Source organism: Bacteroides sp. AM16-24 (assembly GCF_003471885.1).
Taxonomy (GTDB): domain Bacteria; phylum Bacteroidota; class Bacteroidia; order Bacteroidales; family Bacteroidaceae; genus Bacteroides.
In genome coordinates this window covers 252,296-277,190 of sequence record NZ_QRKI01000003.1, presented here as the reverse complement: position 1 = coordinate 277,190, position 24,895 = coordinate 252,296, and the positions used below count along the sequence as shown (strand labels likewise).

The window sequence follows — 24,895 nt, the reverse complement described above, 5'->3', positions numbered from 1 at the left end:
CCACAATCAGCCTTTTCCCAAAAAGATGTGGCAAAGATGTGGAGAATGAAATGGAATCACGCCCCAAATATACCCAGAGAAGGGATAAAATTTGCTCTGAGTAATTTTTATACCTAGATTGAGCAAAAAAGCTTCCCTATATTATTTACCCGTTTACTCAAATCTCCCTATATTTGCACAACCCCTTTAAATGAAATGTTAATCTTGACTACGATGAAAACTCATATTCCTAAATTTCTCATTTGCTGCCTGTTCTGTTTGCTGTCCGGCGTCCCTCTCCATGCACAACAAATGATTGTCAATCCCATGCCTTTTTTAGACAAACTGCCTGTCAACTCCATTTTCAATCTGTATCAAGACCGACAAGGCTTCTTCTGGCTGGGAACCGCATACGGGCTGGAACGTTATGACGGCTATGATATCCAGCCTTTCATAAACAACTATAAAAATCCTCATAAACTTACCCACAACGATATCCGGTGTTTCGCCGAAGACGATAATTACTTATGGGTAGGAACAGTACAAGGCATCAACTTAGTGGACAAAAGTACTTATCAAATCACCTCATTTCCCGACTCTGCCCTACAGACAAGAGAAATAAGAGATCTCATCTGCGACCAAAAAGGTAACATTTGGGTAGCAGCCGGCAAAAAACTGTTCAGATGCAACGCCCGCCTCGGTGTATTAAAAGAATATACATTAGCAAACGATCCGAATACATTCTTCGAAGATAGAAACGGCGACCTATGGTTTCTGACCTGGAACGGGGATATATTGAAATACAATGACCGGGACGATTCCTTTATGCAATATGCCCACATGGACAACAGCAATCCCTACCGGATGATACAAGACCATCAGGGACGATATTGGATTGCAACCTGGGGACAAGGAATCTGGCGTTTCGACCCGTCCTCCCCTGACAGAAAGAAGATATTGCAACGTCAGTCTATCGTCAACCCCATCCGTCATTCACCAGAACAGGTGTTCTTCGACATTGTACAAGACGACATGTACGGCTATCTATGGGCATTATCCCATTTCAGGCTCTATGTTTTCCGCATAAACGAACAGAATGAACTGGAAGAAGTGAATATCAATGCTATAAAGGACATCAATAACCCCATAGACCAATACAAAACATACAGCCGGATCATCAAAGACCAATCCGGCAATTTATGGTTAGGAGCTTACGATCAAGGCTACACAATAACCTTTGAGAAAGCTGAAATAATCAACCATACGATGGAAAATATCAAAAAGAGGCTAGGCGTAGATGCCAATGTCTTATACTTCAACAAAGACTCAAAAGGTACCATTTGGTTCGACCAGTCACGTTACGGTCTCTGCCTTTTCGATGAACAGACAGGAAAGATTACTTATGGAAACAATGCGGATGCTTTATATTCATTAGTCGTGACCTCTATCGTACCGTCACAGAAAGAAGATGCTGTATGGCTGGGCGGACGCAATGATTTTTCTTCCCATATATGGAAAGCGACAAAAGAGCAAATGCACATTTCTATTTTAGAAGAATATGACCTAAAGGAAGTCGTTGCCGATCCGGGCAGTATAACCCAACTGGTAGAGGATGATCATGGCAACATCTGGATTGGAACCACCTCGCGGTTGTTCTTCAAACAAGCCGGTTCAAAAAAGATTGCGGAATTGCCTTTTGACATCTCTCACATATCCGATATGTCCAAAGACAGTAAAGGAAATGTGTGGATCGCCTCCCGGGATGCCATTTACCAAATGGCTTATGAGAACAAGCCTATACTACTGAAACATTGTCCCAAAGAATCAATGCCGTTATCCGATGACCCGATAGTGAATATCTGTGCCAATGCTCATGACGTCTGGTTTTCCACTTCATTAGGACGGCTACTCCGGTTTAATTCAAGCGAAGAAAAAATAACGGACGAAACCGAATCCTGCGGACTGACAGGCGACAACATTCTGGAAATTCTACTATATAAAGATAAGATATGGATAGTATGTGACAAATACATAATCCGCCACCATCCGGCAACCAAAGAAAATACTGCTTATTTTGTCGATGACCCCAATATCTTCGTCTCCTCCTTCCGACATAGCGCAGCTTTCGTCGATGAGGAAGGTTGCCTGTACGCCGGAGGACATAACGGCTTCATCAAAATATTACCGGACAGGCAAAATACAAACAATAAACGTACCGGACAGGTACTTATCACTGACATAAAGTCCGATAACCGCTCAGTTTTATTTTCACCTGCCGGTTCGGAAACAGGCAATTCCGTGCACAAAATAACACTTTCACCAGAAGCACGGAATATTGAAATCCTATTTTCAGCCCTTTCATATACCTCCGGACGAAGAATCAAGTATGCCTATCAACTGGAAGGCGCAGATAAAAAATGGACCTACATAGACAACGGGAAACACTCCGCATTCTACAACTACCTCGGCAAAGGAGAATATACTTTCCGCCTGAAAGCCACCGACCCGTACGGCAACTGGATGGAGGAGGAACAACAGTTGCTTATCCGGCGCCTTCCCGCCTGGTATGAAACCTGGTATGCCTATTCATTCTACACTCTTTTCATCGTGTGTATCACCTGCCTGCTGTTTTATGCCTACACCAAGCGCATGGAGAAGAAAAACAAGTTGAAGCTCCAGGAAGAACTCACCCAAATCAAACTGAATTATTTCACCAACATCTCCCATGAACTCCTCACCCCGCTTACCATCATTTCTTGTGTAGCCGATGATCTGGAAGAAAATAAAGAAAGCTCGGAAAGACAGGTGGAAATACTGCGTTCCAATGCCAACCGACTGAAACGGCTACTGCAACAGATCCTGGACTTCCGGAAAGTGGAAAGCAGAAAAATGGAAATAAGTGCAAGCAAAAGCAATCTGTCTTCTTTTGTTTCGGGCATCGTGGCGTCTAATTTTCAGTCGTTAGCCCACCAGAAAAGCATCTCCCTGTCCACCCGGATAAACGATGGCATTTGGGGATATATGGATATCGACAAGTTTGACAAGATATTGTTCAACCTGCTTTCCAACGCCATCAAATACACGCCGGAGCATAAAAAAATAAACGTAAGCCTGTCTGCTATATATAAGGAAGGATGCAGATTCCTGGTACTTAACGTAGAAGATGAGGGCATAGGAATAGCTGAAAAGGATATAAAACATATCTTCACCAAGTTTTATAACAATAAGAATCACCCGGGATGCCAGTCAAACGGAATCGGCCTGTCGTTGACCAAAGAACTGGTAACCCTGCACCACGGAACTATCGAAGTCAGCAGTGAACCGGGCAAAGGTTCGGTTTTTACCGTAGAAATACCGATAGACAGAGAAGTATATAACGAACGGGAAATAGCAGAGTCTTCTCTCCTTACAGTTCAAGAAGAAGAAACAGATACATTCATTCCTGATGAAAAACCTTGTATTTTATTCATAGACGATAACAAAGACTTGCGGGAACTCATACAGCATATCCTCAGCAAGAAATATCAAATCTTCATTGCAGAGAACGCTTTGCAAGGACTTGAATTGCTTAAGAGCACTCCGGTAGACATCATTATCTGCGATATCATGATGCCTCAGATGAACGGTCTGGAATTTTGCCAGCAAATAAAAGGAGACATACAAACAAACCATATCCCCATCATCATGCTCACAGCCAAAAATGCAGTGGACGACCAAATAGAATGTTACAAAGCCGGAGCAGAAAGCTATATTGCCAAACCTTTTGAAATGAAAATCTTACAGGCACGAATAGATAACCTACTGCAATCACGTGAACAATCCCGGCAAAGTTTCCGTTCAAAAATGGAGATAAACATTTCCAATTTAAATTATCAAACCAGCGACGAAGAATTTTTGAACAATGCCATGCAATGTGTGGAACGGCACATTCAGGAATCCGAATTTGACACAGTACAAATGGCAAACGAGCTTCACATTTCCCGCTCTACCTTAAGCCGGAAATGCAAGGTAATCAGCGGGTGCACTCCTTTGGAATTTATACGAAATATCAAGTTGAAATACGCCTGTGCCTTATTGAAGAAGAAAACAACAAGCATCTCCGAAGTGGCTTATGCCACCGGTTTCTCATCGCCCAAATATTTTACTAAATGCTTCAAGGAAGAATTCGGTATGACGCCAACAGAGTATCAAAGTCAATAAAAAGAAAGTGAGCATTCTATGTTTCTACTCGGAAAAAAGACTCCGCTTTTTAATATAAAGAGTGCCGGAACTTTATTTCTGCATCCCCTTCATATACACCACATTCCTCCCCGCTCCACATCTTATCAGTAATCCATCCTCAATAAACAAGTTCAAATCCGTAACCGCCTGTTTCACACTGCGTCCTGTCAGACGGGCATATTGTGCACGGTTGATACAAGGCTGTTCCTGCTGCAAGTATTCATCAAGTAACCGGAAACGTTGCTCTACGGACAGAAGCGGCGTAAAAGACTCGGACTTGGACGACGACTGCGGATGGCGTTCCAACCGTATCTTTTTATTCAATTCTTTATAGAATTCCTTGCCTAGACGAAAATTCAAGCCGCGAAGCGTCACCGAAGCAGCACGCAGTTCTTTCTTTTCCATCACTTCGCGCCGGCAATTCAGCGAAGGGGTGAAATAGCCAAGTTCGCCAAATTCCACTGTCCAGCCATCAGCAAGGCAGTCGCGCAACTCGTCCATAAAGGACGCCATCGCACCCTCCAACAGGCTGCGACTGATGCCGGTAAAAAGGTGGACACGATTTAGAAATTCTTTCCGTTCAATAGTTCCTTTAGGTATAAAACGGGCATAAAGGGGTTGCTGCTCACCGGTTTGGCGAATGTCAGGCTTCTCAAGGAGGTCATAATATGCACTCATCTGTATGTTTTTTATGGGTACCCCACATAAAAAACATGAAGTGCCGGAATTAAATTATCACACCGCTATTTTTAACTCTTTTCCCTACGGTGGCTAAAGAAAATCGCAGTGAACACTTATTCTTTCCATCATGGAGAAAGTTTCTTTCCACCACGGGGATTCTTTCTTTCCTCCATGGTGGAAAGAAAGAATCCCCGTGGTGGAAAGAATAAGCATTCGCATGCAAATGTACTAATATCAGGCAATGAAAACAATAAAAGAGCCTAAGAAAAATATTAATCGACCGCTAAACGCTTTTCCACGGCAGAAACATCAGTTGTTTCATGATATTGATACACTCTGCTGCTTCCCGTCATACTTCACTGTCACCCCCTTAGCCTTCGCGTCAAAAGGTTGTGGTTTATCCTTACTTACCCTTACAACGTTGAATGTACGTTCTTTCAACATACCGGGAAACTCTCCTGCACGGTCACCGATAGTCAGAGTGCCCTCTGCATCATTGTAAATAAATGGGATGATGGCATACTGTCCTTTTTCATAATTGTAATTCACACCTTCGTCCTCATACAAAGTGAACTCACCATCTTTACCCGCATATACATATAGCGTAATTTCCTCCGCAGGTTTCTCATCACTATACTGCATTTCCGGTCCGTAAGGTACAATAGCCCCTTCGCGCACATAGAGGGGCATACGTTCATAAGGAGCATCCACTTTCAGCCGCCCGCCACCGGAGATGTACTTACCAGTATAGAAATCATACCAACCGCAAGTTGCCGGGAAATAGACTTCCCGATTGCGTGCACCATACTCATACACCGGAGCTGCCATCAACGCTGGACCGAACATAAACTGGTCACTGATATTATTCACCTTTGTGTCTGCCGTGAAATCCATTACCAGCGGACGCATAATCGTATAGTCATCAAAATAAGTCATTCCCGCCAATGAATAGATATAAGGCATCATCGTATAGCGCAACTTCGTATAATACATTATAGAATTATAGGCCGGATGGTCTTCGGGAGCTATATGCCACACCTCACGAAACGGATACTGTCCGTGCGCACGGAACAACGGGCAGAATGCGCCAAACTGATACCAACGCGTATTCAACTCACGCCATTCCTTATAGTCCGCATTCTCTTTTCCGGTCTTATTGAATTCCTTTTGTCCGTCTTCATAGCGTTTTTCTACGCAAAATCCACCAATGTCCATTGTCCAGTAAGGAATACCGCTTACTGCAAAGTTCAGTCCGGCAGAAATCTGCGCCTTCATATCTTCCCAACGGGTAGCAATATCTCCACTCCATGTCGCGGTAGAGTAGCGTTGCAATCCGGCAAATCCCGAACGGGTCAGCAAGAATACACGCTTATCATTGTCTGCGGCACGTTGTCCGTCATAAATAGCCTCAGCATTCATCAGCGCATACGCATTGAAATATTGGTCGGACGGACCGAGAGCAGTCGGACCGCACAAGGCTTTCCGATAAGCCAGATCCGTACAGTCGCGCACATTCGGTTCACTGGCATCCATCCACCAGGCATCGATTCCGAACGGGTAAAGGTGATCTTCCATCTGTTTCCAGAACAACTTCCGTGCACCTTCAGCATAAGCATCATAGATATCAATAGGAATCTGACGTTTGCGGAATTCCCTCAAAATAGATAGAATCTTCCCTCCGCACCAGTGTCTCTGCCTTTGTCCCCTGCACTTCAATAGGTCGAAAGCTCCGTCCCTTCTCTTCTTCCACCAGAATCAAATTGCCGGAAACATCGGTAAAGCATACTTCACCCGTAACTTTGGATACAATGGCGCACACCTGTGAGGTTTTTACTGAAACGGCATCTTCACTTTCTTCCACGCTGAAGTCCGGCTTATTTTTTTGGGGTACTATAATCAGACTTTCCGCCTTTGAAAAGTTCTTTTCGGGAGTGGCCGACACATGAATCAGCTTCTCTCCCATAACTTCAACCTTCACCTTTCGCACATCCGTTGGTTGCTGTTGTTCTACATTTACAATAATGCCATTACCCATCTTCTCATACCCATTTCCGGAGCATGCCATCAGCATCCATCCTGCGAATAAACAAACTGAAATGTTTTTCAATTTCATATCTTTGTTTTTTTAAGTTATTTTCTGTAAGGGGATAATGACCTATTGATTTACGACAAAATTACGTATCTGACACCCTGTTTTATCCCCTTTTGCCACACGCAAACGCAATGTATGACAGGCTGAAGGAAGCTCTGTTTCAAGCATGTACACCCACGGAATGTACAGGTTCCGACTCCAATCAGTAAATGTATCCAGCTTCTTGAAAGGAGCACCGTCTATACTATATTCCAATAGGCAAGCTTGCGGACCGGCTGCACAGAAGATCCCCACCGCACGACCTTCGAAAGATAAAGAAAGGCTGGTACCGGCACGATCGGCCACCAACATAGGAACGTGCACAAAACCTTTACGGGTATTCCCCTTCACAGTAGGCATCCAATCTTCCACTACTTTCCAACCATTCAGTTGTTTAGCCGAGCGAATGTCGATAAACACACCTTTATCATAGGAATAAGCATCTATTGGTTGCTCCGGCACTTCATGCGGTTGGACTGTTTTCTTTGCCACATCCCCACCCCATTCAAGGTCAAAGAGATGATTGATAGTGGCAGCATAATATTTATGCCCGTCCCAGGCAGGATGCGTACCGCCAAACTGCTTCCAGTCGAACTCACCGTCACGCATACGGTGTGCCACTTCCTCCGCCAGATTGATGGACGAAACATTATAATGATTAGCTACGCTCTCGTGACTCATAATTACCTGGGGTTGCATGCCTTTGTCAAGTAAAGGAATGAACGGATCATAAATGAAATGAAGCATGACTATATCCATCGCGGGACTGAAAGTGCGTGCATGACGAACAATACCTTCCATACCGCGTATTTGCTGAATATAGTTGAACTTATTGGTATCATCGTTCACTGCCGCTTCCACAAACAGCAAATCAGGTACACCTTTTTGCAGTACATCGTTTTCAAAACGGAAAGCATGAGGCGTACTTCCGGTAGAAGGTATTCCGGCATCAATAAAAGTAAATTCCGTATCGGGGAAACGTTGTTTCAAATCTTCCTGTATCATATTCCGCCAACCGCGCATTTCAGTAATGGAACCACCGAGAAAGGCAACGCAACCTTTTTTCTCTTTCGTGAACTTCAGATAAGAGTTAGCAAGGTTACCACGCTGATGAATGACATGCTTTTTTTGATAATCCGGCTGGTTGCGAACAATGAAGTCAACTACCGCTTCGGGGTTTTCCAGGCTATGGGGGTGATGGTCGCAACCGGGTTTCAGAATGATTTCTACAAGTCCGCCCAAAGCACGATAGCGTTCGGCGGCAATCTTCATGTGCAGTTCGTAGGGCACCGTCTTGTCGCTATCGCCACAAACACTGATGACTGGAATACCCGCTGCTGCCAGAGGGGCCAGATTATCAATAGGATTACCTTTGAAATCTTTCGCATTCTCTTCGGTCAATCCCCATTCTGCAAGGAAACCTTCCCAGAAACTGCGTTCCCAGTTCTTTGAGAAATAGAGCATATCACACACCGGGGCATCCACATAGATACATGCCACTTTATCGGGATTCTTTGCTCCCCAGTTGAAGGCAAACAGACCGCCACGGCTGAAACCTTCGAGCGTCACTTTGGGAGACAACCGATAGTATCTGCGCATAATATCATAAAAGTCAGTGCCCAGACGTTGCGCACGGGGACTGCCGTAAAGGTGCGTCAAATCATAATAAGCAACATGGAAACCTTTTTCCAGCAAAGCCTTATCTACCGAGGGAAAAGCTCCGAAAAAAGCGGGACGCCATATCCAGGGACGACCTTCAGCCACTTTACGAGGAACAACTACTGTGGCCTGACGGGCATTGCAAATGAAATCATAGCGGTCGAAACCTTCCCATTGCGACTTCTTGCCGGGAAAAGGCTGGTCTGTAATGATGGCAGGTGCTTCATTGCCGGTCAGTGTACGATAAAGTTCTCCGGCTATCAGGGCAGCACCCGGTTCACTGGGATGAATGCCATCGACATAGTAATCGGGATGCGGTTTCAGCACTGCATAAAGGTCAATTACAGGCAAGTGGCGCTTCTTTGCAACGCTGCGTATCACGGGTATGATGCCATTTGTTATCACACTATCATTAATACCAAAATTGGAATTGACTGCGGGTACAGGCAGGCAAAGATATATCTTGGGTTTTGAAGGTAACTCCTGGAGCATATCCAGCATCTCTGTCAAATCCTTCTTGAAGTCTTTTCCGTAACGCCAGTTCCAAGGTTTGCTGTCATTGGTGCCTAACTTAATGGTGACAATGTCCGGCTGAAATGCCAGAAGGTCACGGAACTTTTGCTCGTGCATGTAAGGACGGTCTCCTTTGTTCAGCAGTACGCGACCACTGATTCCGAAATTACGAACGTCATATCCTTCGCCCAGAAGTTGGGAAAGCAATCCCGGATAACTGTTTTGAAACTGATTCTTGATTCCTGAACCGTAAGTGATGCTATTGCCTACACAGGCAATCTTTACAATTTTTCTCTCTTGTGCCACCGCCCACAAGCTGAAGAGGCACAACCAAAGCAAAAGGATGCTTTTTCTTCTCATGGTACTTTGATTTAATTCTATACGTTATAGGGTTTTTAACCGACACAAAGATATATTATTTTAAAATACAGAACCAATTTGTTTCTAAAATGTTATCCAAGCCTGAAATAAGCCTAAACGGTGCAGAAAGGAATGAAGTTACGATTCATAACCCTACAAACACGAACGGTTCTACTTTATGAGAATATAGAACGATGTGCATTCATCTTCTCATAAGGCAATGTGAACCAGAAAGTAGAGCCTTTACCCAATTCCGATTCCACCCCGATCTCGCCTCTCAGTTCCTTGACTATATTCTGCGAGATAGCCAGTCCTAAGCCCGTTCCTTGCTTAAACGAATCGAGCTTCACGAAGCGATTGAATATGGCTTCTATATTCGCAGGCGCTATGCCCGTACCCGTATCGGCTACGAAGAAGCGTATATAACCGTCTTTCGGCAAATCATATCCTATCGTTATGCTTCCGGTAGTGGTAAACTTCATGGCATTACTGATAAAGTTATTCATAACCTGGGTAATTCTGCGCTGGTCAGTATACAATAACAGTTCGGACATCGGAGTAACAGTAAGCAGTTCAACATGCTTATTGGTTAACCTGATTCGGGTCGCCTGTTCTATTTCAGACAGCATCTTGTTGATGTCGATATTGGCATAAACATATTCCAATGTGCCCGCCTCAATTTTAGAGAGGTCCAGAATGTCATTAATGAGTTGCAATAAAAGCTCATTATTCTGTTCAATGATACTGAGATATTCCACCCTTTCCTCTTCCGAAACATCTGTAGCCAATATGCTCGAAAAGCCGACTATGGCATTAAGCGGAGTGCGTATCTCATGACTCATATTAGCCAGAAAAGCAGATTTTATACGATTCGACTCTTCAGCCTCCTCTTTTGCCAGACGCAGTTTGCGTTCCATGATTTTCAGGTCGGTAATCTCCCAAGCTGTATAAACAATCCACTTGCGACCATCGGAGAAGGTGATAAGGTTATTATTCTGAAAGGTGAAACACTCTTCGTTCTTGTTGGTAAAAAAGCGTCTTATGCCCGACTGGGAATTATTCGTTCTCACCAGTTCTTCATCCTCTTTCCTTATCAGTTTGGCGGCTTCGGGCATGACGTCAAAGTCTGTTTTTCCGATAGCTTCCTTAGCCGGATATTCAAATAGCTCTTCCGCCTTTTTATTCCAGAAAGTATAACGCATATCATTATCCACGTCTTTCACCTTGGCAGCAATAGGAAGGTTATCAAGAATATTCTCCAACAGATGGAGATGCTTTTCACGCTCCCTTTCACTCATAGTTTTTATGCGCCTGTTCATAAAGAAGAATAAAATGAAGACGGCTACGCCTCCCAGGACAATTACCACATAAGTCATATTTCTCTGAATGAAGCTGGGCGGAACATCGTGAAAAATAACATCTCCCGGAATGTTTTTTAGAGAGCCCACTTTATCAAGCAACGTCTGATAATTGAGATGCGTATCGGGTGCACCGGCAATAATTGTCTTCGCCTGATAGGTACCGTCATCCTTTAGCACGCTCTTTATCTCGCCGACAACCGCATTCTCTATTTCAGGACTACTGATATAATGTCCGCCTACGAATAGCGAACGACTCTCTGTGTACTGGTCGAACAAAGTAAAAACCGGATTTTCAGCTGCATCGGAAATATAAGAGTGCATTCTCTCGTCGGGATAGTACCGCTCGGACAAGCTTTGACTGGATATATTCACCCACGAACAGTAAATAATGCCGGTCTCTTTGCCATACGCGCTAATCTCATGAAGCATTTCTTCCGAGTTTGTGTAAGGATAGGTAATAAAGCTCAATTCCAGTTCCGGGAAGTATTGTTGATGAAGTTCTTCAAATTCTTTACGAATCAGGGAACAGATAAACCTGTCATCCGATAATAAAGCAATCTTTTTCATGTCGGGAGTGATTTGCTTCATCAGGTGTACGGTCTCCCGAATATAAACAGGTATGTTTATCGCAGTGACATTATAGCGTTCCTGCATCTCAGGCGTAGTTATAATCTGGTCGGCGGTGATGTCCTTGCCACCATAATACTTATTTATATCTTCCGGCAGATGTGAGACCGAATGACAAATAATGACAGACACCCCTTTCCAAGTAGTATCAAAAAGCGGTTGGCACACATACCATCCCGGATCACCTATGATGACAACAGCTTTAGGAGGAATCGGATATTTATTCTTCAGATAATCAGTCTTCTGATTCACCTCTTCCTGATTATGAAGATGCCAAACGGTAAGGGCTTCCGAATATACCTTGAATGAATCTTCCTGATTGAATGTTTTCTCTACAGCCTCAAGCAAGTCATAGGCCCATTTCTCACGAAAAGTAGAGGAACTAATAAAAATAATATATTCCTGATTTTTTGTATCGGCCATCACTCTGGGAGCAAACGAAAGACAAGCGAGAATAGTTATCGCAAGTATTCGGAATGTCAAAGGAGGATACAGAAGTATATTCTGATTTGGCATAGAGATAAAGATTTAAATATAAAACAGCAAAAGCCTCTCAACTAATTGCTGCAAAGTTAGAAAAAAATAAATGCATAAGAAGTTTCAGGTAATAAATTTGCTTTTTACGTTCATCTTTTTGCAATTTATATCCTTTAAAGTACTTATTCTAAGGCAATATCCCTGTCGGAATTTCAATAACCCGGTATGGATACTTCCTACGGACAACCTTTTCTTCCTCCCATTCAAGCTCTTCATACTTTTGTTGGTAAGTTGCAAGTGAATAGTTATTTCTTATCTGGTAAATGGCCTGCATAATATTGCTCACAATAAAAATATAAGCCGCATAAGATGAATTATCACTAATATAATATTTAATGTGATAATCCGGAGTAGCCTGAATCATTTGCCGGATGAAGTTTATAAAATCATTCGATTCAATTTTGATGTTATCAACAAGTATCTCACCTGTTTCCGATATATGCAATTCGGAAACATCTTTTGCCGAATTGAGTTCTTCCTGCAATTCCTGCCATGCGTCAGCATCCGCAAAATATCGTCCGGTAACTAATGGAAACGCCGAATAGGTATAATACCTATCGTCATATTCTCTCATAGGAGGCAGAACAGCATACTGTATCCGGATAACACCCAATTCAGCAAGAGACCTTTTTATTTTGTTTATATAACCCATTTTTATATTTTGGTGAGCATAAATGACACAGGGGTCATACAAGATATCTTCCAGGATATGTTGATTCCAGCAAGCAAAATATTCTTTCAGGCTATCAAACGATATTTGCTCACTCTGACAGGTTTCGAGTTTCCCCGCATGCTTAATGAAAACAACAGGTTCTCCATCTACAGGATTGTTTTTATCTTCCGCAATCCACAAAGTAGCACAACGTCCGCTCTCGCTGTTCATACTCTCAAAACATGCAGCTTCCGGCAATTGCAAATGATAAGAGTAATTTATATTTTTACTAAGAATAATTTGGTTGATAGTTTTATAATCAATCAGATTTATTCGGGATAATCCCAGAGATAAAACAGACAACAAAATGAAGGAAAGCAGCATCCATCTAAAACTTTTTCCATTAAACAGTCGCCTGATATTCATCCAGGAATGGCAAAAAAGCACCACAATAATCAGAATAAGAACATACTGATAACCTGAAAAAGTTCGTATTACATAAATTCCTCCGCCCATCATGGAACCAATAAGCAGCACAAATACATATGCCAACCGCGAAAACCAACTAAGAAAATAAGAATTCATACTCCGTTGGTCATTAATAACGGCCCTCATTTGTGGAGCATATTTTCCTAATTTTCTGAAGGGGACTTCAAACCAATAAGTGAAACAGAGAGACTGTCCCAATATAGTAGCAATACAGGCAAAAGCGTAATTTAAAAAGTTCACTGTGGTATCTGACAGTACTAAAACATCAGAGTCATCTGTCATAAAGAAAAGAACACGCAAAGCTTCCCGACAAACATACAAAAAGGCATAAAAGCAAAAAGCGAACAAAAGCCCGATAAGAATGCCCGTTATCAACCTGCTACGTGGCACGGCAGGCAAATTAGCATAGGCATGCAAATATTTATGTTTCAGAGCCATATTGCATAAATTACAGTAACTATATTCTTCGAAGAAAATATCTCTTCATATCAGAAAAATCAGTAACTTTACAAAGTTAGTGATTATCAGCTATAATACCCTGATATCACACCAAAATATTCACGTAAATAAGAAGTGCTATGAAACGAATTATCACACTATTCATATTTGTGCTATTAGTCAAGAATATAGCCTTTTGCCAAAACAATGAAATAGAATACTATGAGTACGAAGTATACACATACGATAGCATAGGAACACCTATCTTAATTGAAGATCCGGAATACAAAGTAATTGCAACAGAAGACGAATCTACATATGGAATCAAAAACAGGAATGGTGAAATAGTAATAGCTCTTGGAAAATATCAATCTCTATCCCAAGTGGACCGGGGAATGATTATAGCACAAAAGGATGGAAAAGCCGGTATCATAGACATCACGGAAAAAACGTTGATTCCTTTTATTTATGACAAAATGAGAAGCTTCTCATTTTGTCCGGATTTAGCCCCAGTTATAAAAAACGGTAAACAAGGATTCATTAATCGGAAAGGAGATATCATTATCCCTTTAGAGTACGATGCAGACCCAGATTTACACTTAGCCTATTTCTACGAACCGGGACTTGCCATTTTAATGAAAAATGGCAAATATGGAGTTATAGATTCCTGCAATAATGCAATTATTCCATTCAAATACTCCAAAATAGAATGGTTTTCAAATCAAGACTGCTTTATAATTACTAACGAAAAGAAATGGGCTTGTTTCTCTTTTGAAGGAAAGCCATTATCTGATTTTAGTGATTATATTATTATAAGTCAAAGTGAATCAAGCGCACTCCCTGCTGACAATCGCCTAAACGTTCCCATACCAATAACCACAAGCAAACATCAAAAGGAATATGCTTATATTGACAAATCTCAGCATATAATAGTCCCATTCGGAGTCTATGACTATATCGAACCTTTCGGGTTAGGGCGAAAAGCAATTGTAGCCAATAAAGGCAGATATGGAATTATCGATGAACATGGAAAGCTCGTATTACCTCTTACTTATGATCTCATTAAACGCCCTTCAAGATATTCTGACTATGCAAATATCTTTGTGGCTACTAAAGGTAATAAAATAACAATCCTCAATGAACATGCTAATGCGATTCCAACAGAAGGTATCGTATCATATAGATATGGTAATGCTGATCTTTTAGTATCAGACATACACAACAAAAAAGGGCGGGTCAATTATAATGGTCAATTAACCATACCATTCGAATATGATACACTATTTCATTTTAATGACACCACAATTATAGCCACTAAGGGCAATAGATATGGCCTCATTTCGAGAGAGAATCAAATAATCAAACCATTTGAATATAGAAAAATATATCAGCTGACAAGTGATCTTGTCTTTATCAACCAAGAAGACAAGGCGGGAATATATGACGAGGAGGGCAAGATTAAGATCCCCTTTGAATATGATGCGATTTATGATACATTTTATAATGACTTTGATCCACTTAAAACCAAATACATAGTCATCAAAGAGGGAAAGGTCGGCACCATCGATATTCATAACAATATAGTCATTCCCATTATTTATGATGGGCTCTCCGGCTGGGTAGAATATGGACCGGATGCACATTTCGTAAAAAATAAAGGAAAATACGGTTTAATATCTCATGAAGGAAAAATCATCATTCCCATAGAATACGATTATGTGGATATTCCCCTTGCCGGAGTCATCAGGGTCCGTAGGAATGGAAAATACGGAGTCATATCATGGAAAAACGAAGAAATCCTGCCATGCATATACGATAATCTCATTAATGACATCCCGTACTCTGACCTTGAAGAACAAGAAGGGAAATTAGCCGTTTTGCAAAATGAAATCTGGAGTTATTATGATTTGAAAGGTAATCTTATTCGCAAAAATATTCCCATAGAAGAAATTATGGAAAATTATGGGAATAGATTTGCATGGGGAGAACCCTCCAATGAAAAAGACGACTTCGATATACATCAAGCCAACAAAAATTATTAACCGATATGAAAAACATGTCTCCCAACAAGAAAAATAGAGTAATATTAATTCCATATATAGAAATTATCATAGGCACAATCTTACTAAGTTTAGAAGTTCATGACTACATGACCTTATATTCCATGGATGAGGCAGATAAATTATTCGGTGGTCTTGTTGATTTCTATAAATATAAAGAAAGTACATATAACCAAGCTTTCTTATGGTCAATCCTTATATTTACAGGGATAAGCTATTGGGTTAATAAAAAACTATATTGGATTTTAACACAAACTTTTCTACTTTTAGTTTTAGTAAAAGTCCTTTTACCCTTCTATGCTATTTTTATTGAATTGAATCCAATACCATTTTATATCTTTCCAACTTTATATATAGTATTGTTCATCTGGATAGAAACAATCTTATGTAAAATAAAGCAGATAGAGTCAACCCCCATAAACTCACAAACAAAGTTATTAGGTATTGCAACAGGACTATTATGCTGCATTGTTTATATCCTACTTTTATAATCAAGCCATTAGTTTCTCATTACTCATATTGCAAAGTTAAATCACCTGATTGCAATAATCCCCGTTCCTTCTTCGTCAGACTCTTGACTACAATATCATAGGATTTTCTTACCAACTCCTTAATCTGAGCATCCGGCACATCTTGGTTGAAATAAACACTAATCCAATATTTCTTATTCATGTGCCAGCCCGGTTTTATGCCAACATACCTGTTTTGCAGTTCGCCCGATTCTTCCGGATTGCATTTGATACAACAAAAATCAAAGATTTCGATATTTACAAAACAGAACCATTTATCCAACACGTAGAAGCACAAAACATCACGACTGTATCTATCAGCCACATTTGGAAATGGCATTTTTTCATGAACACCTTCAAATGAAAGGCAGTATTCTCTAAAATCTTCAATATTCATATCTCTCAAACATTAAATCATAAAAGCGAATATATCAGCAAATCCATAAATTACGAGGAGTAGAAAAGAAAAACGGAGAGAGTTTTTCAACTTTCTCCGCTTCAGTACCCAGACCCGGGGTCGAACCGGGATGGAAGTGAATCCACTGGTGTTTGAGACCAGCGCGTCTACCGATTCCGCCATCTGGGCATGCTTGATTTCTCAATTGCGGTGCAAAGATACGGCTTTTTTCTAAACCTGCAATACTTTTCCTAAAAAAAGGAGAAAAAAGTCATAAAACTCTCTACAAAGATTCCGTGTTTCCAAAATATAGTGTACTTTAGCAGAAACTTTTAAAACAAACGATATGACAACAAATAAGGATAACTTCTGCGTTATCATGGGTGGAGGTATCGGTAGCCGATTCTGGCCATTCAGTCGAAAAACGCTCCCAAAACAGTTTCTGGACTTCTTTGGCACAGGCAGATCACTGCTTCAACAAACCTTCGACCGTTTCAATAAAGTTATTCCTACAGAGAACATACTTATCGTTACAAACGACCTGTACGCCGATCTTGTAAAGGAACAGCTCCCTGAATTGAATCCTGAACAAATACTGCTGGAACCTACACGCAGAAATACTGCTCCGTGTATCGCATGGGCAGCCTATCATATCCGCGCATTGAACCCGAATGCCAATATTGTGGTAGCCCCGTCCGACCATTTGATTCTGAAAGAAGGCGAATTCCTTGATGCCATCGAAAAAGGTCTGACGTTTGTATCCCAATCGGAAAAACTGCTTACCCTCGGAATTAAACCCAACCGTCCTGAAACAGGTTACGGTTATATACAGATAGCCGAACAAATCGGAGACAACTTTTATAAAGTGAAGACCTTCACCGAAAAACCGGAACTGGAATTAGCTAAAGTATTCGTAGAAAGTGGAGAATTTTATTGGAATTCCGGGCTCTTTATGTGGAATGTAAACTCTGTCATTAAAGCTGTAGAGGCATTACTCCCCGAACTGGCTTCTAAATTGGTTCCGGGTAAAGACGTATATGGCACTCCAGCCGAAAAGGCTTTTATCGACGAAAATTTCCCTGCATGCCCTAATGTCTCCGTTGACTTCGGTATCATGGAAAAGGCCGACAATGTATATGTTTCATTGGGAGATTTCGGCTGGTCTGACTTAGGAACATGGGGATCTCTTTACGACTTGTCTCCAAAAGATGAGGAAGGAAATGTGACGCTGAAATGCCAGTCATTACTATACAATAGCAAAGGAAATGTTGTAGTACTCCCGGAAAATAAGCTCGCTGTCATCGATGGACTGGAAGGTTATCTTATTGCTGAGTCAGACAACGTGCTGCTCATCTGCAAAAAAGACGAAGAACACTCCATCCGTAAATATGTAAACGATGCACAAATAAAATTGGGTGAAGATTATATTTAACCGGAAAATGAGAATTGAAAGCACAGGCTTTCAAACCAGAATAAAGGAAACGGGGACTGAATTTACTTCAGTCCCCGTTCTTATTATCAAAAGGAAGAAGTTTTATTTCTAGAGCGCTGTACGAATCGCTTCGGCAATTGCTTTAAATTCTTCATCAGAAAGCTTCAGTTTCTGATTAGAGAACAGCATATCCGATTCTTTCTGGATAGGAATGAGATGTATATGCGCATGAGGTACTTCTAAGCCAATCACTGCTTCACCCACTTTCTTACAAGGAAAAGCTTTCTCAATAGCGCGTGCCACTTTCTTGGCGAAAACATGCATTGCTGCCAAATCTTCGTCACTCAAATCGAAAATATAATCCACTTCCTGCTTGGGAACGACCAACGTATGGCCTTTCACCAATGGATTGATGTCCAGAAACGCAAAGAATTTATCATCCTCTGCCACCTTATAGCTCGGTATTTCACCTGCGATAATTCTACTGAATATTGTTGCCATAGCTTTTATGATTATAAATTAAGGCAAGCCCGCATGTGGACCTGCCTTTACATTAAAATGATATGTTCATTACTTCAAGGTTAACCATACCCTGCGGTACTTTGATTTCGGCCACCTCACCTACCTTCTTACCAAGTAAGCCTTGTGCAATGGGAGTGTTAACAGAAATCTTACCTTCTTTCAGGTTAGCTTCGCTTTCCGAAACGATAGTGTAGGTCATCTTCATGCCGTTCTTCACGTTCTTCAACTCTACCTTATTCAATATCTGCACGGAGTCTGTTTTCAGCTTAGACTCATCAATAATCTTGGCATCTGCTATTATCGTCTTCAATTTATTGATTTTCATCTCAAGCATGCCCTGAGCCTCTTTGGCAGCATCATACTCTGCATTCTCCGACAAGTCACCTTTATCACGTGCTTCGGCTATTGCAGCCGAAATCTTAGGACGTTCTACCGTCTCCAATTCTTTCAGTTCGGCCATCAATTTCTTGTAGCCATCTTCTGACATATAAGCCATACTTTTTTCCTCCTTTTTAGTTTCTAAATGGTATTATATAACAAAAAAGAATTCCAACATGGTCAGCATGCTGGAACCCTCTTTCGATTTTTCTTTTGCAAAGATAGCCTTTTAAACAATACGTGTCAAGCAAAAATTGCTGCTATGTAACATATTTAAATAAAAACTTCTAATTTATAACAAGTTACAACAGCGCTTTCACAGCAGCATCCAGGTCTTTCATAGTCTCTCCACGAGCACTCAGTTCACTATTCCGGTTGATCAGGAACAACGAAGGAACCTCCTTAACGTTATACATGCCAGCCACATTTGAGTAAATTCCATTGGCATCTCTTACACAAATCCAAGGTAGATTGTCAGCAGTTGTTTTCCAAAAATGTTCGTCTGCATCCAGTGAAACCTGATAAATCACCAGTCCTTGGTCTTTATATTTAGTATAAAGATCATTCAACAAGAAATTATGGGGAGCAGAAGCTGCACTCTGGTAAATAGTGAAGTCAAGCAATACAACTTTACCTTTCAGTTCACTCAGTTTATGAGTGTTGCCTTTCATATCACGAAGAGCGATATCGATGATACCAGTTTCAGAAATCGCCTCTTCCGGCAACTCCAGAACTTTCTGTTGCGGTGTACGGGTATTTTTCATTCCCTTAATCACAATATTATAAAGGTTTTTAGAGCGTACGGCATGCGGATAATAGTTATTCAGGCTGGTTGCTACAGCAGCAAAACACTTGATATCTTCTTTACTGTTCAAAGGATCGAAAATAAGATAGTTATTCAGCTTCTGGAATAAAGCGAAATAAGCAGCCGCCGTGTTGGGAGCAGAAAAGATATATTTTGTTTTCACTTCATCTTTATAGTCCTTCATCAAGGTAGCCAATTTCTCTTCAAACACATCAGCACCTATCTGATGAGCTTGCATCTTCTTCACCAACTCATTCACCTCATTTTGCAACTGCACTTGTTTCAATGTCAGTTCTTTTATCTTGGTACTATTTGCCGATCCCTCCACCGTATAAGCAGTAGCAAAATCAGCATACGGAGCTTTCAGCCCGATAGTTTCCGTAGAATCTACTGAGAAATTGATAACCTTTTCGTCCACACGAAGGCGGTAAAATTCCGGAGACTCCGGACATGTTTGTTTGAAACTGAAAGAACCGTCACCCTTCAATTTAACAGAATCCAAGGGTACGATACCCTCCAAAGCAGCAGCTTCCAGATACAGCATTTTACCGTCGGCACCTGAAACTTCGCCTTCAACTTTGAATTTCGGTTCAGAATTACATGCGCTCAAAGCCAAAGCGGCAAGCGCAACAATACAGATCTTTTTCATATTTAGCTTCTTAATTTCTATTAGAACGAACGTGCAAATATAGCTCTTTTCAAGTTTAGTCAAAGCATTTTCATTGCATCTTCCACACGGAAACTCAAAAAAATAGTCAATTATAAACTTTTTTATCTCATTCCCACCTGATTACATGAATTAATATGTATCTTTGCACGAATTTTGAAAGAAAATATAGATAAAACATTTTTTATGATTAACCCAATTGTTAAGACGATCGAGCTTCCTGATGGCAGAACCATCACACTCGAAACGGGAAAGCTGGCAAAACAGGCAGACGGTTCTGTAATGCTTCGTATGGGTAACACCATGCTTCTTGCTACTGTTTGTGCCGCTAAGGACGCAGTTCCCGGGACAGATTTCATGCCGTTACAGGTAGAGTACAAAGAAAAATTCTCCGCATTCGGACGTTTTCCCGGCGGTTTCACCAAGCGTGAAGGACGCGCTTCGGATTATGAAATTCTGACTTGCCGCCTTGTAGACCGTGCTCTCCGCCCCTTATTCCCCGATAATTATCACGCAGAGGTATATGTAAACATCATCCTCTATTCTGCCGACGGCGTTGATATGCCTGATGCCTTGGCAGGACTTGCAGCTTCTGCTGCCCTCGCTGTTTCAGATATTCCTTTCAACGGACCGATTTCCGAAGTACGTGTAGCACGCATCAATGGAGAATTCGTTATCAACCCAACTTTCGAACAGCTGGAAAAAGCTGACATGGATCTTATGGTAGGTGCCACTTATGAAAACATCATGATGGTAGAAGGTGAAATGAGTGAAGTTTCCGAACTTGACTTGTTGAACGCCATGAAAGCAGCTCACGAAGCAATCAAAGTACAATGTCAAGCTCAGAAAGAATTAGCAGAAGCAGTGGGTTCTACCGTTAAACGCGAATATTGCCACGAAGTAAACGACGAAGAACTGCGCAAAGCTGTTCACGAAGCTTGTTATGCAAAAGCTTATGCTATTGCAGCTTCCGGCAACAAAAATAAGCACGAACGCATGGATGCTTTCGATGCTATCCGCGAAGAATTTAAAGCACAGTTCAGCGAAGAAGAATTGAACGAAAAAGCAGCATTGATCGACCGTTACTACCATGATGTAGAGAAAGAGGCTATGCGCCGCAGCATCCTGGACGAAGGCAAGCGTCTTGACGGACGTAAGACTGACGAAATCCGCCCTATCTGGAGCGAAATCAGCTACCTGCCCGGACCTCACGGTTCTGCAATCTTCACCCGTGGTGAAACTCAATCTCTGTCTACTGTTACCTTGGGTACCAAACTGGATGAGAAGATCATCGATGATGTACTGGAACATGGCAAAGAACGTTTCTTGCTTCACTATAACTTCCCTCCATTCTCTACCGGAGAAGCAAAAGCACAACGTGGCGTAGGTCGTCGTGAAATTGGTCACGGACACTTGGCATGGCGCGCACTGAAAGGTCAAATTCCAGCAGACTACCCGTATGTAGTACGCGTAGTATCCGATATTCTTGAGTCTAACGGTTCTTCTTCTATGGCTACCGTATGTGCCGGAACACTGGCATTGATGGATGCAGGTGTGAAGATCAAACAACCGGTATCAGGTATCGCTATGGGATTGATTAAAAATCCGGGCGAAGACAAATATGCTGTATTGTCCGACATCCTCGGTGATGAAGACCATCTGGGCGACATGGACTTCAAAGTAACAGGAACCAAGAATGGTATCACCGCCACTCAGATGGATATTAAGGTAGACGGTCTGTCATTCGATATTCTGGAACGTGCTTTGAACCAAGCCAAAGAAGGACGTATGCACATCCTTGGTAAGATTCTGGAAACCATTCAGGAACCACGTGAAGAACTGAAACCTCATGCTCCGCGCATTGAAACGATGACTATTCCTAAAGAATTCATTGGTGCAGTAATCGGCCCTGGTGGAAAGATAATCCAAGGTATGCAGGAAGAAACGGGTGCTACCATCACTATCGAAGAGGTAGACAATATAGGAAGAATCGAAATCTCCGGAACCAACAAGAAGAGCATTGACGACGCTATGCGCCTGATTAAGGGTATCGTTGCCGTACCGGAAGTTGGCGAAGTATACAAAGGCAAGGTACGTTCCGTAATGCCTTATGGTGCTTTCGTAGAATTCCTCCCGGGTAAAGACGGTTTACTCCACATCTCTGAAATCGACTGGAAACGTCTGGAAACAGTAGAAGAAGCCGGTATCAAAGAAGGTGACGAAATCGAAGTGAAATTACTTGATATCGACCCGAAGACCGGTAAGTTCAAGCTTTCCCGTAAAGTATTGCTTCCGAGACCGGAAAGACAGGAAAGACCTGAAAAGAAATAAGAAATTCCTTATTCTTTAGTATACAAAGCCCGACGGAAATCCGCCGGGCTTTCTTTTTGCAAAAAAAGAAAGAGGGAAACCAGAAAAATCTTTTCATACTTTTGCGTATTCCGAAAAGATTATGTTACTTTACAATATTAACCTTAAATAAGAAAGAGAATATTTAAAAATGCCTTTAGCCGGAAGCCTACATACTATGGATTTATTTTCTTGTTTCTTTCGAGAGAACCAGGAAAAATTCCTTGCCTTTGCCTACTCCTATACCAGAAGTTGGGCAGAAGCAGAGGATATTTTGATGGAATCCATGATCTCTCTATGGGAATGCCGCGACCGTTGGGAAGAAGATAAAGGTCTGCACTCCCTGCTCCTTACCATTATCAAGAATAAAGCTCTCAACTACCTGGAACGTGAACAAACACGTCTACGTATTGAGGAGGATCTGAATTCGCACCGTCAGCGCGAACTGGATTTGCGCATTGCTACTTTAAAGGATTGCGAACCTGACAAAATATTCAGCACAGAAATACAGCACATCGTAAATAAAGCTCTGGAAAAGATGTCACCTCAAAGCCGTGAAATATTCATGCTCAGCCGTTATAGCAACCTACCGAATAAAAAAATAGCAGAACAACTGAACGTTTCCCTCAAAACAGTGGAGTTCCATATCACTAAAGCTTTACGTATTCTTCGTGTGGAACTAAAAGATTATCTGGCTTCTATTCTTCTCTGATAAAACTCTTCTGCTTTTCTTTGATAATATAAATAAAAGGCATATGTTTGCAGCATCAGTAATATTGCTGGCTATTAAACATGGTAGTTATGAGATATATTGTAATAATATACTACGTGCTTATCGAGGGAGAACAAATTTTTGAAACCCTGAATGTCAACAAGAATATTGAAGCAAACTCCCCGGAGGAAGCTATAGGCATTGCTTACAACCTATTTAAAGCCGAAGCTTCGGACGAATGCTACATTGTATCCATCATACCCAACGCAGTAGATTGATACAGCAAATAGCTTTATTATTTCATAAAACAAAAAAAGTTTCATTTCCCGTTAGGGTAGTGACGAACTTATCTGTATTAATTATAGAAGGGCAGGAAAAGCCTCCCTTATTTAATTAACCATTTAAGTACGTCATGAATCAAGAACTATTATATAAGTATTTTAAAGGAACTGCCACCATTGAAGAAGAAAAGCGCATCCTTGATTGGGTGGAAGCCTCGGAGGAAAACCGAGAAGCTTTCCTGAAAGAACGTATGATGTTTGATGTAGCCCTATTCTCTGACAGACAGAGCAGCAAGAAAAAGACATTCCGTCTGACTCCGATACTCAAATGGGGAATGCGCGTAGCTGCAGTTATCATCATAGGTGTATGCGGCTACTTCATGACAAACGATTACCTCTATAATAAACTCGCCCAACCGCAAACCATTACTGTCCCTGCCGGACAGCGTGCACAAATCACTCTTGCTGATGGTACACGTGTATGGTTAAATTCACAGTCTACATTAACTTATGCTTCCAACTTCGGACGTCGCGAAAGAAATGTGGAACTGGATGGTGAAGCCTACTTTGAAGTGGCAAAGAATAAAGATATCCCCTTCTATGTACACACCGAAATGAATAAAGTAAAGGTAGTAGGTACCTGCTTCAATGTTTGTGCCTATAAAGACAGCAAAGAGTTCGAAACTACCCTCGTAGAAGGTATTGTAGACATTTATCCCACCAATAACAACAAAGTCATCACCCGTTTGCAAAAAGATGAATTCTTTGGAAACTATGACGGGAAATGCAAAAAGGTTATACTTCCTTCTTACGAATACTTACGGTGGAAAGAAGGATTATATTGCTTTGATGATGTACCGTTCAGCTGCATCCTCACCAAACTTGAAAAATACTATAATGTAAAAATAACCGTTTCCGACCCTAAACTGCTGAATTATGATAGTTGCACCGGAAAATTCCGCGAGCAGGATGGTATAGAGCATATCCTTCGAACCATTTCAAAAGATCATCCTTTTGAGTTCAGCATCAATGAAGAAAAAGATTCGATTTTCATTCACGAGAAATAATTTGATATCAAAGATAAAACCTTAAAATTTAGTACTAACCCCTTAAACAGAAAAGCATTATGAAATAG

The 24,895-nt window shown here is 41.4% G+C and carries 16 protein-coding genes, 1 tRNA gene and 1 pseudogene; 8 read left to right on the top strand and 10 right to left on the bottom strand.

The window, feature by feature from the left end; genetic code table 11:
• The first annotated feature begins 195 nt into the window (after window positions 1–195).
• Window positions 196–4,179, top strand: coding sequence for a hybrid sensor histidine kinase/response regulator transcription factor (locus DW182_RS05545; RefSeq protein WP_118294915.1), 3,984 nt, complete (start codon window positions 196–198; stop codon window positions 4,177–4,179).
• A gap of 72 nt (window positions 4,180–4,251) precedes the next feature.
• On the opposite strand, the gene DW182_RS05540 is transcribed toward DW182_RS05545, so the two are convergent.
• The 5 genes and pseudogenes from DW182_RS05540 to DW182_RS05520 form a co-directional block, all read right to left on the bottom strand.
• Window positions 4,252–4,878, bottom strand: coding sequence for a DsbA family protein (locus tag DW182_RS05540; protein ID WP_044534824.1), 627 nt, complete (start codon window positions 4,876–4,878; stop codon window positions 4,252–4,254).
• A gap of 321 nt (window positions 4,879–5,199) precedes the next feature.
• Window positions 5,200–6,994: pseudogene (locus DW182_RS05535) on the bottom strand (TIM-barrel domain-containing protein).
• A 42-nt stretch (window positions 6,995–7,036) separates the two neighbouring features.
• Window positions 7,037–9,544: a GDSL-type esterase/lipase family protein gene (locus DW182_RS05530; protein WP_118294914.1), complete on the bottom strand. Its 2,508-nt coding sequence runs from the start codon at window positions 9,542–9,544 to the stop codon at window positions 7,037–7,039.
• A 176-nt stretch (window positions 9,545–9,720) separates the two neighbouring features.
• Window positions 9,721–12,048: an ATP-binding protein gene (locus tag DW182_RS05525; protein WP_118294913.1), complete on the bottom strand. Its 2,328-nt coding sequence runs from the start codon at window positions 12,046–12,048 to the stop codon at window positions 9,721–9,723.
• A gap of 148 nt (window positions 12,049–12,196) precedes the next feature.
• Window positions 12,197–13,648 (bottom strand): hypothetical protein, encoded by a 1,452-nt coding sequence (locus DW182_RS05520; protein ID WP_118294912.1) that lies wholly within the window; start codon window positions 13,646–13,648, stop codon window positions 12,197–12,199.
• 140 nt (window positions 13,649–13,788) lie between these two features.
• On the opposite strand from DW182_RS05520, the gene DW182_RS05515 reads away from it, so the two are divergent.
• Window positions 13,789–15,690, top strand: coding sequence for a WG repeat-containing protein (locus DW182_RS05515; RefSeq protein WP_118294911.1), 1,902 nt, complete (start codon window positions 13,789–13,791; stop codon window positions 15,688–15,690).
• 5 nt (window positions 15,691–15,695) lie between these two features.
• Window positions 15,696–16,199: a hypothetical protein gene (locus DW182_RS05510; protein ID WP_118294910.1), complete on the top strand. Its 504-nt coding sequence runs from the start codon at window positions 15,696–15,698 to the stop codon at window positions 16,197–16,199.
• A 19-nt stretch (window positions 16,200–16,218) separates the two neighbouring features.
• Here DW182_RS05510 and DW182_RS05505 read toward each other — a convergent pair whose 3' ends face one another.
• Window positions 16,219–16,614: an MmcQ/YjbR family DNA-binding protein gene (locus DW182_RS05505; RefSeq protein WP_118294909.1), complete on the bottom strand. Its 396-nt coding sequence runs from the start codon at window positions 16,612–16,614 to the stop codon at window positions 16,219–16,221.
• 105 nt (window positions 16,615–16,719) lie between these two features.
• Window positions 16,720–16,803: transfer RNA gene (locus DW182_RS05500), tRNA-Leu, on the bottom strand.
• Window positions 16,804–16,960: 157 nt separating this feature from the next.
• Between DW182_RS05500 and DW182_RS05495 the strand changes: the two genes are divergently transcribed.
• On the top strand, window positions 16,961–18,046 hold the full coding sequence (locus DW182_RS05495; protein ID WP_118294908.1) for a mannose-1-phosphate guanylyltransferase: 1,086 nt from the start codon (window positions 16,961–16,963) through the stop codon (window positions 18,044–18,046).
• Between the two features lie 108 nt (window positions 18,047–18,154).
• Here the strand turns inward: DW182_RS05495 and DW182_RS05490 are convergent, their stop codons facing one another.
• The 3 genes from DW182_RS05490 to DW182_RS05480 all read right to left on the bottom strand — a co-directional run bounded on the left by DW182_RS05490 (window position 18,155) and on the right by DW182_RS05480 (window position 20,400).
• Window positions 18,155–18,547 (bottom strand): HIT family protein, encoded by a 393-nt coding sequence (locus DW182_RS05490; RefSeq protein WP_118294907.1) that lies wholly within the window; start codon window positions 18,545–18,547, stop codon window positions 18,155–18,157.
• A gap of 52 nt (window positions 18,548–18,599) precedes the next feature.
• A complete protein-coding gene (greA, locus tag DW182_RS05485) occupies window positions 18,600–19,064 on the bottom strand; it encodes a transcription elongation factor GreA (RefSeq protein WP_007662037.1) in 465 nt (154 codons plus the stop codon).
• Window positions 19,065–19,248: 184 nt separating this feature from the next.
• Entirely contained in the window at window positions 19,249–20,400 is a 1,152-nt protein-coding gene (locus DW182_RS05480; protein ID WP_118294906.1) for a TlpA disulfide reductase family protein, read from the bottom strand.
• Between the two features lie 204 nt (window positions 20,401–20,604).
• Here DW182_RS05480 and pnp point away from each other — a divergent pair, with 204 nt between their 5' ends.
• The 4 genes from pnp (at window position 20,605) to DW182_RS05460 (ending at window position 24,827) form a co-directional block, all read left to right on the top strand.
• A complete protein-coding gene (gene pnp, locus DW182_RS05475) occupies window positions 20,605–22,749 on the top strand; it encodes a polyribonucleotide nucleotidyltransferase (RefSeq protein ID WP_118294905.1) in 2,145 nt (714 codons plus the stop codon).
• Between the two features lie 169 nt (window positions 22,750–22,918).
• The gene (locus DW182_RS05470) at window positions 22,919–23,479 is read left to right on the top strand and encodes an RNA polymerase sigma-70 factor (protein ID WP_118294904.1); all 561 of its coding nucleotides are present in this window, start codon (window positions 22,919–22,921) and stop codon (window positions 23,477–23,479) included.
• An 89-nt stretch (window positions 23,480–23,568) separates the two neighbouring features.
• Entirely contained in the window at window positions 23,569–23,757 is a 189-nt protein-coding gene (locus tag DW182_RS05465) for a hypothetical protein (protein ID WP_022391484.1), read from the top strand.
• 134 nt (window positions 23,758–23,891) lie between these two features.
• Window positions 23,892–24,827 carry a FecR family protein gene (locus DW182_RS05460; protein ID WP_117705933.1) on the top strand — a complete coding sequence of 312 codons (936 nt, stop codon included), beginning with the start codon at window positions 23,892–23,894 and terminating at the stop codon, window positions 24,825–24,827.
• The last annotated feature ends 68 nt before the right edge of the window (window positions 24,828–24,895 follow it).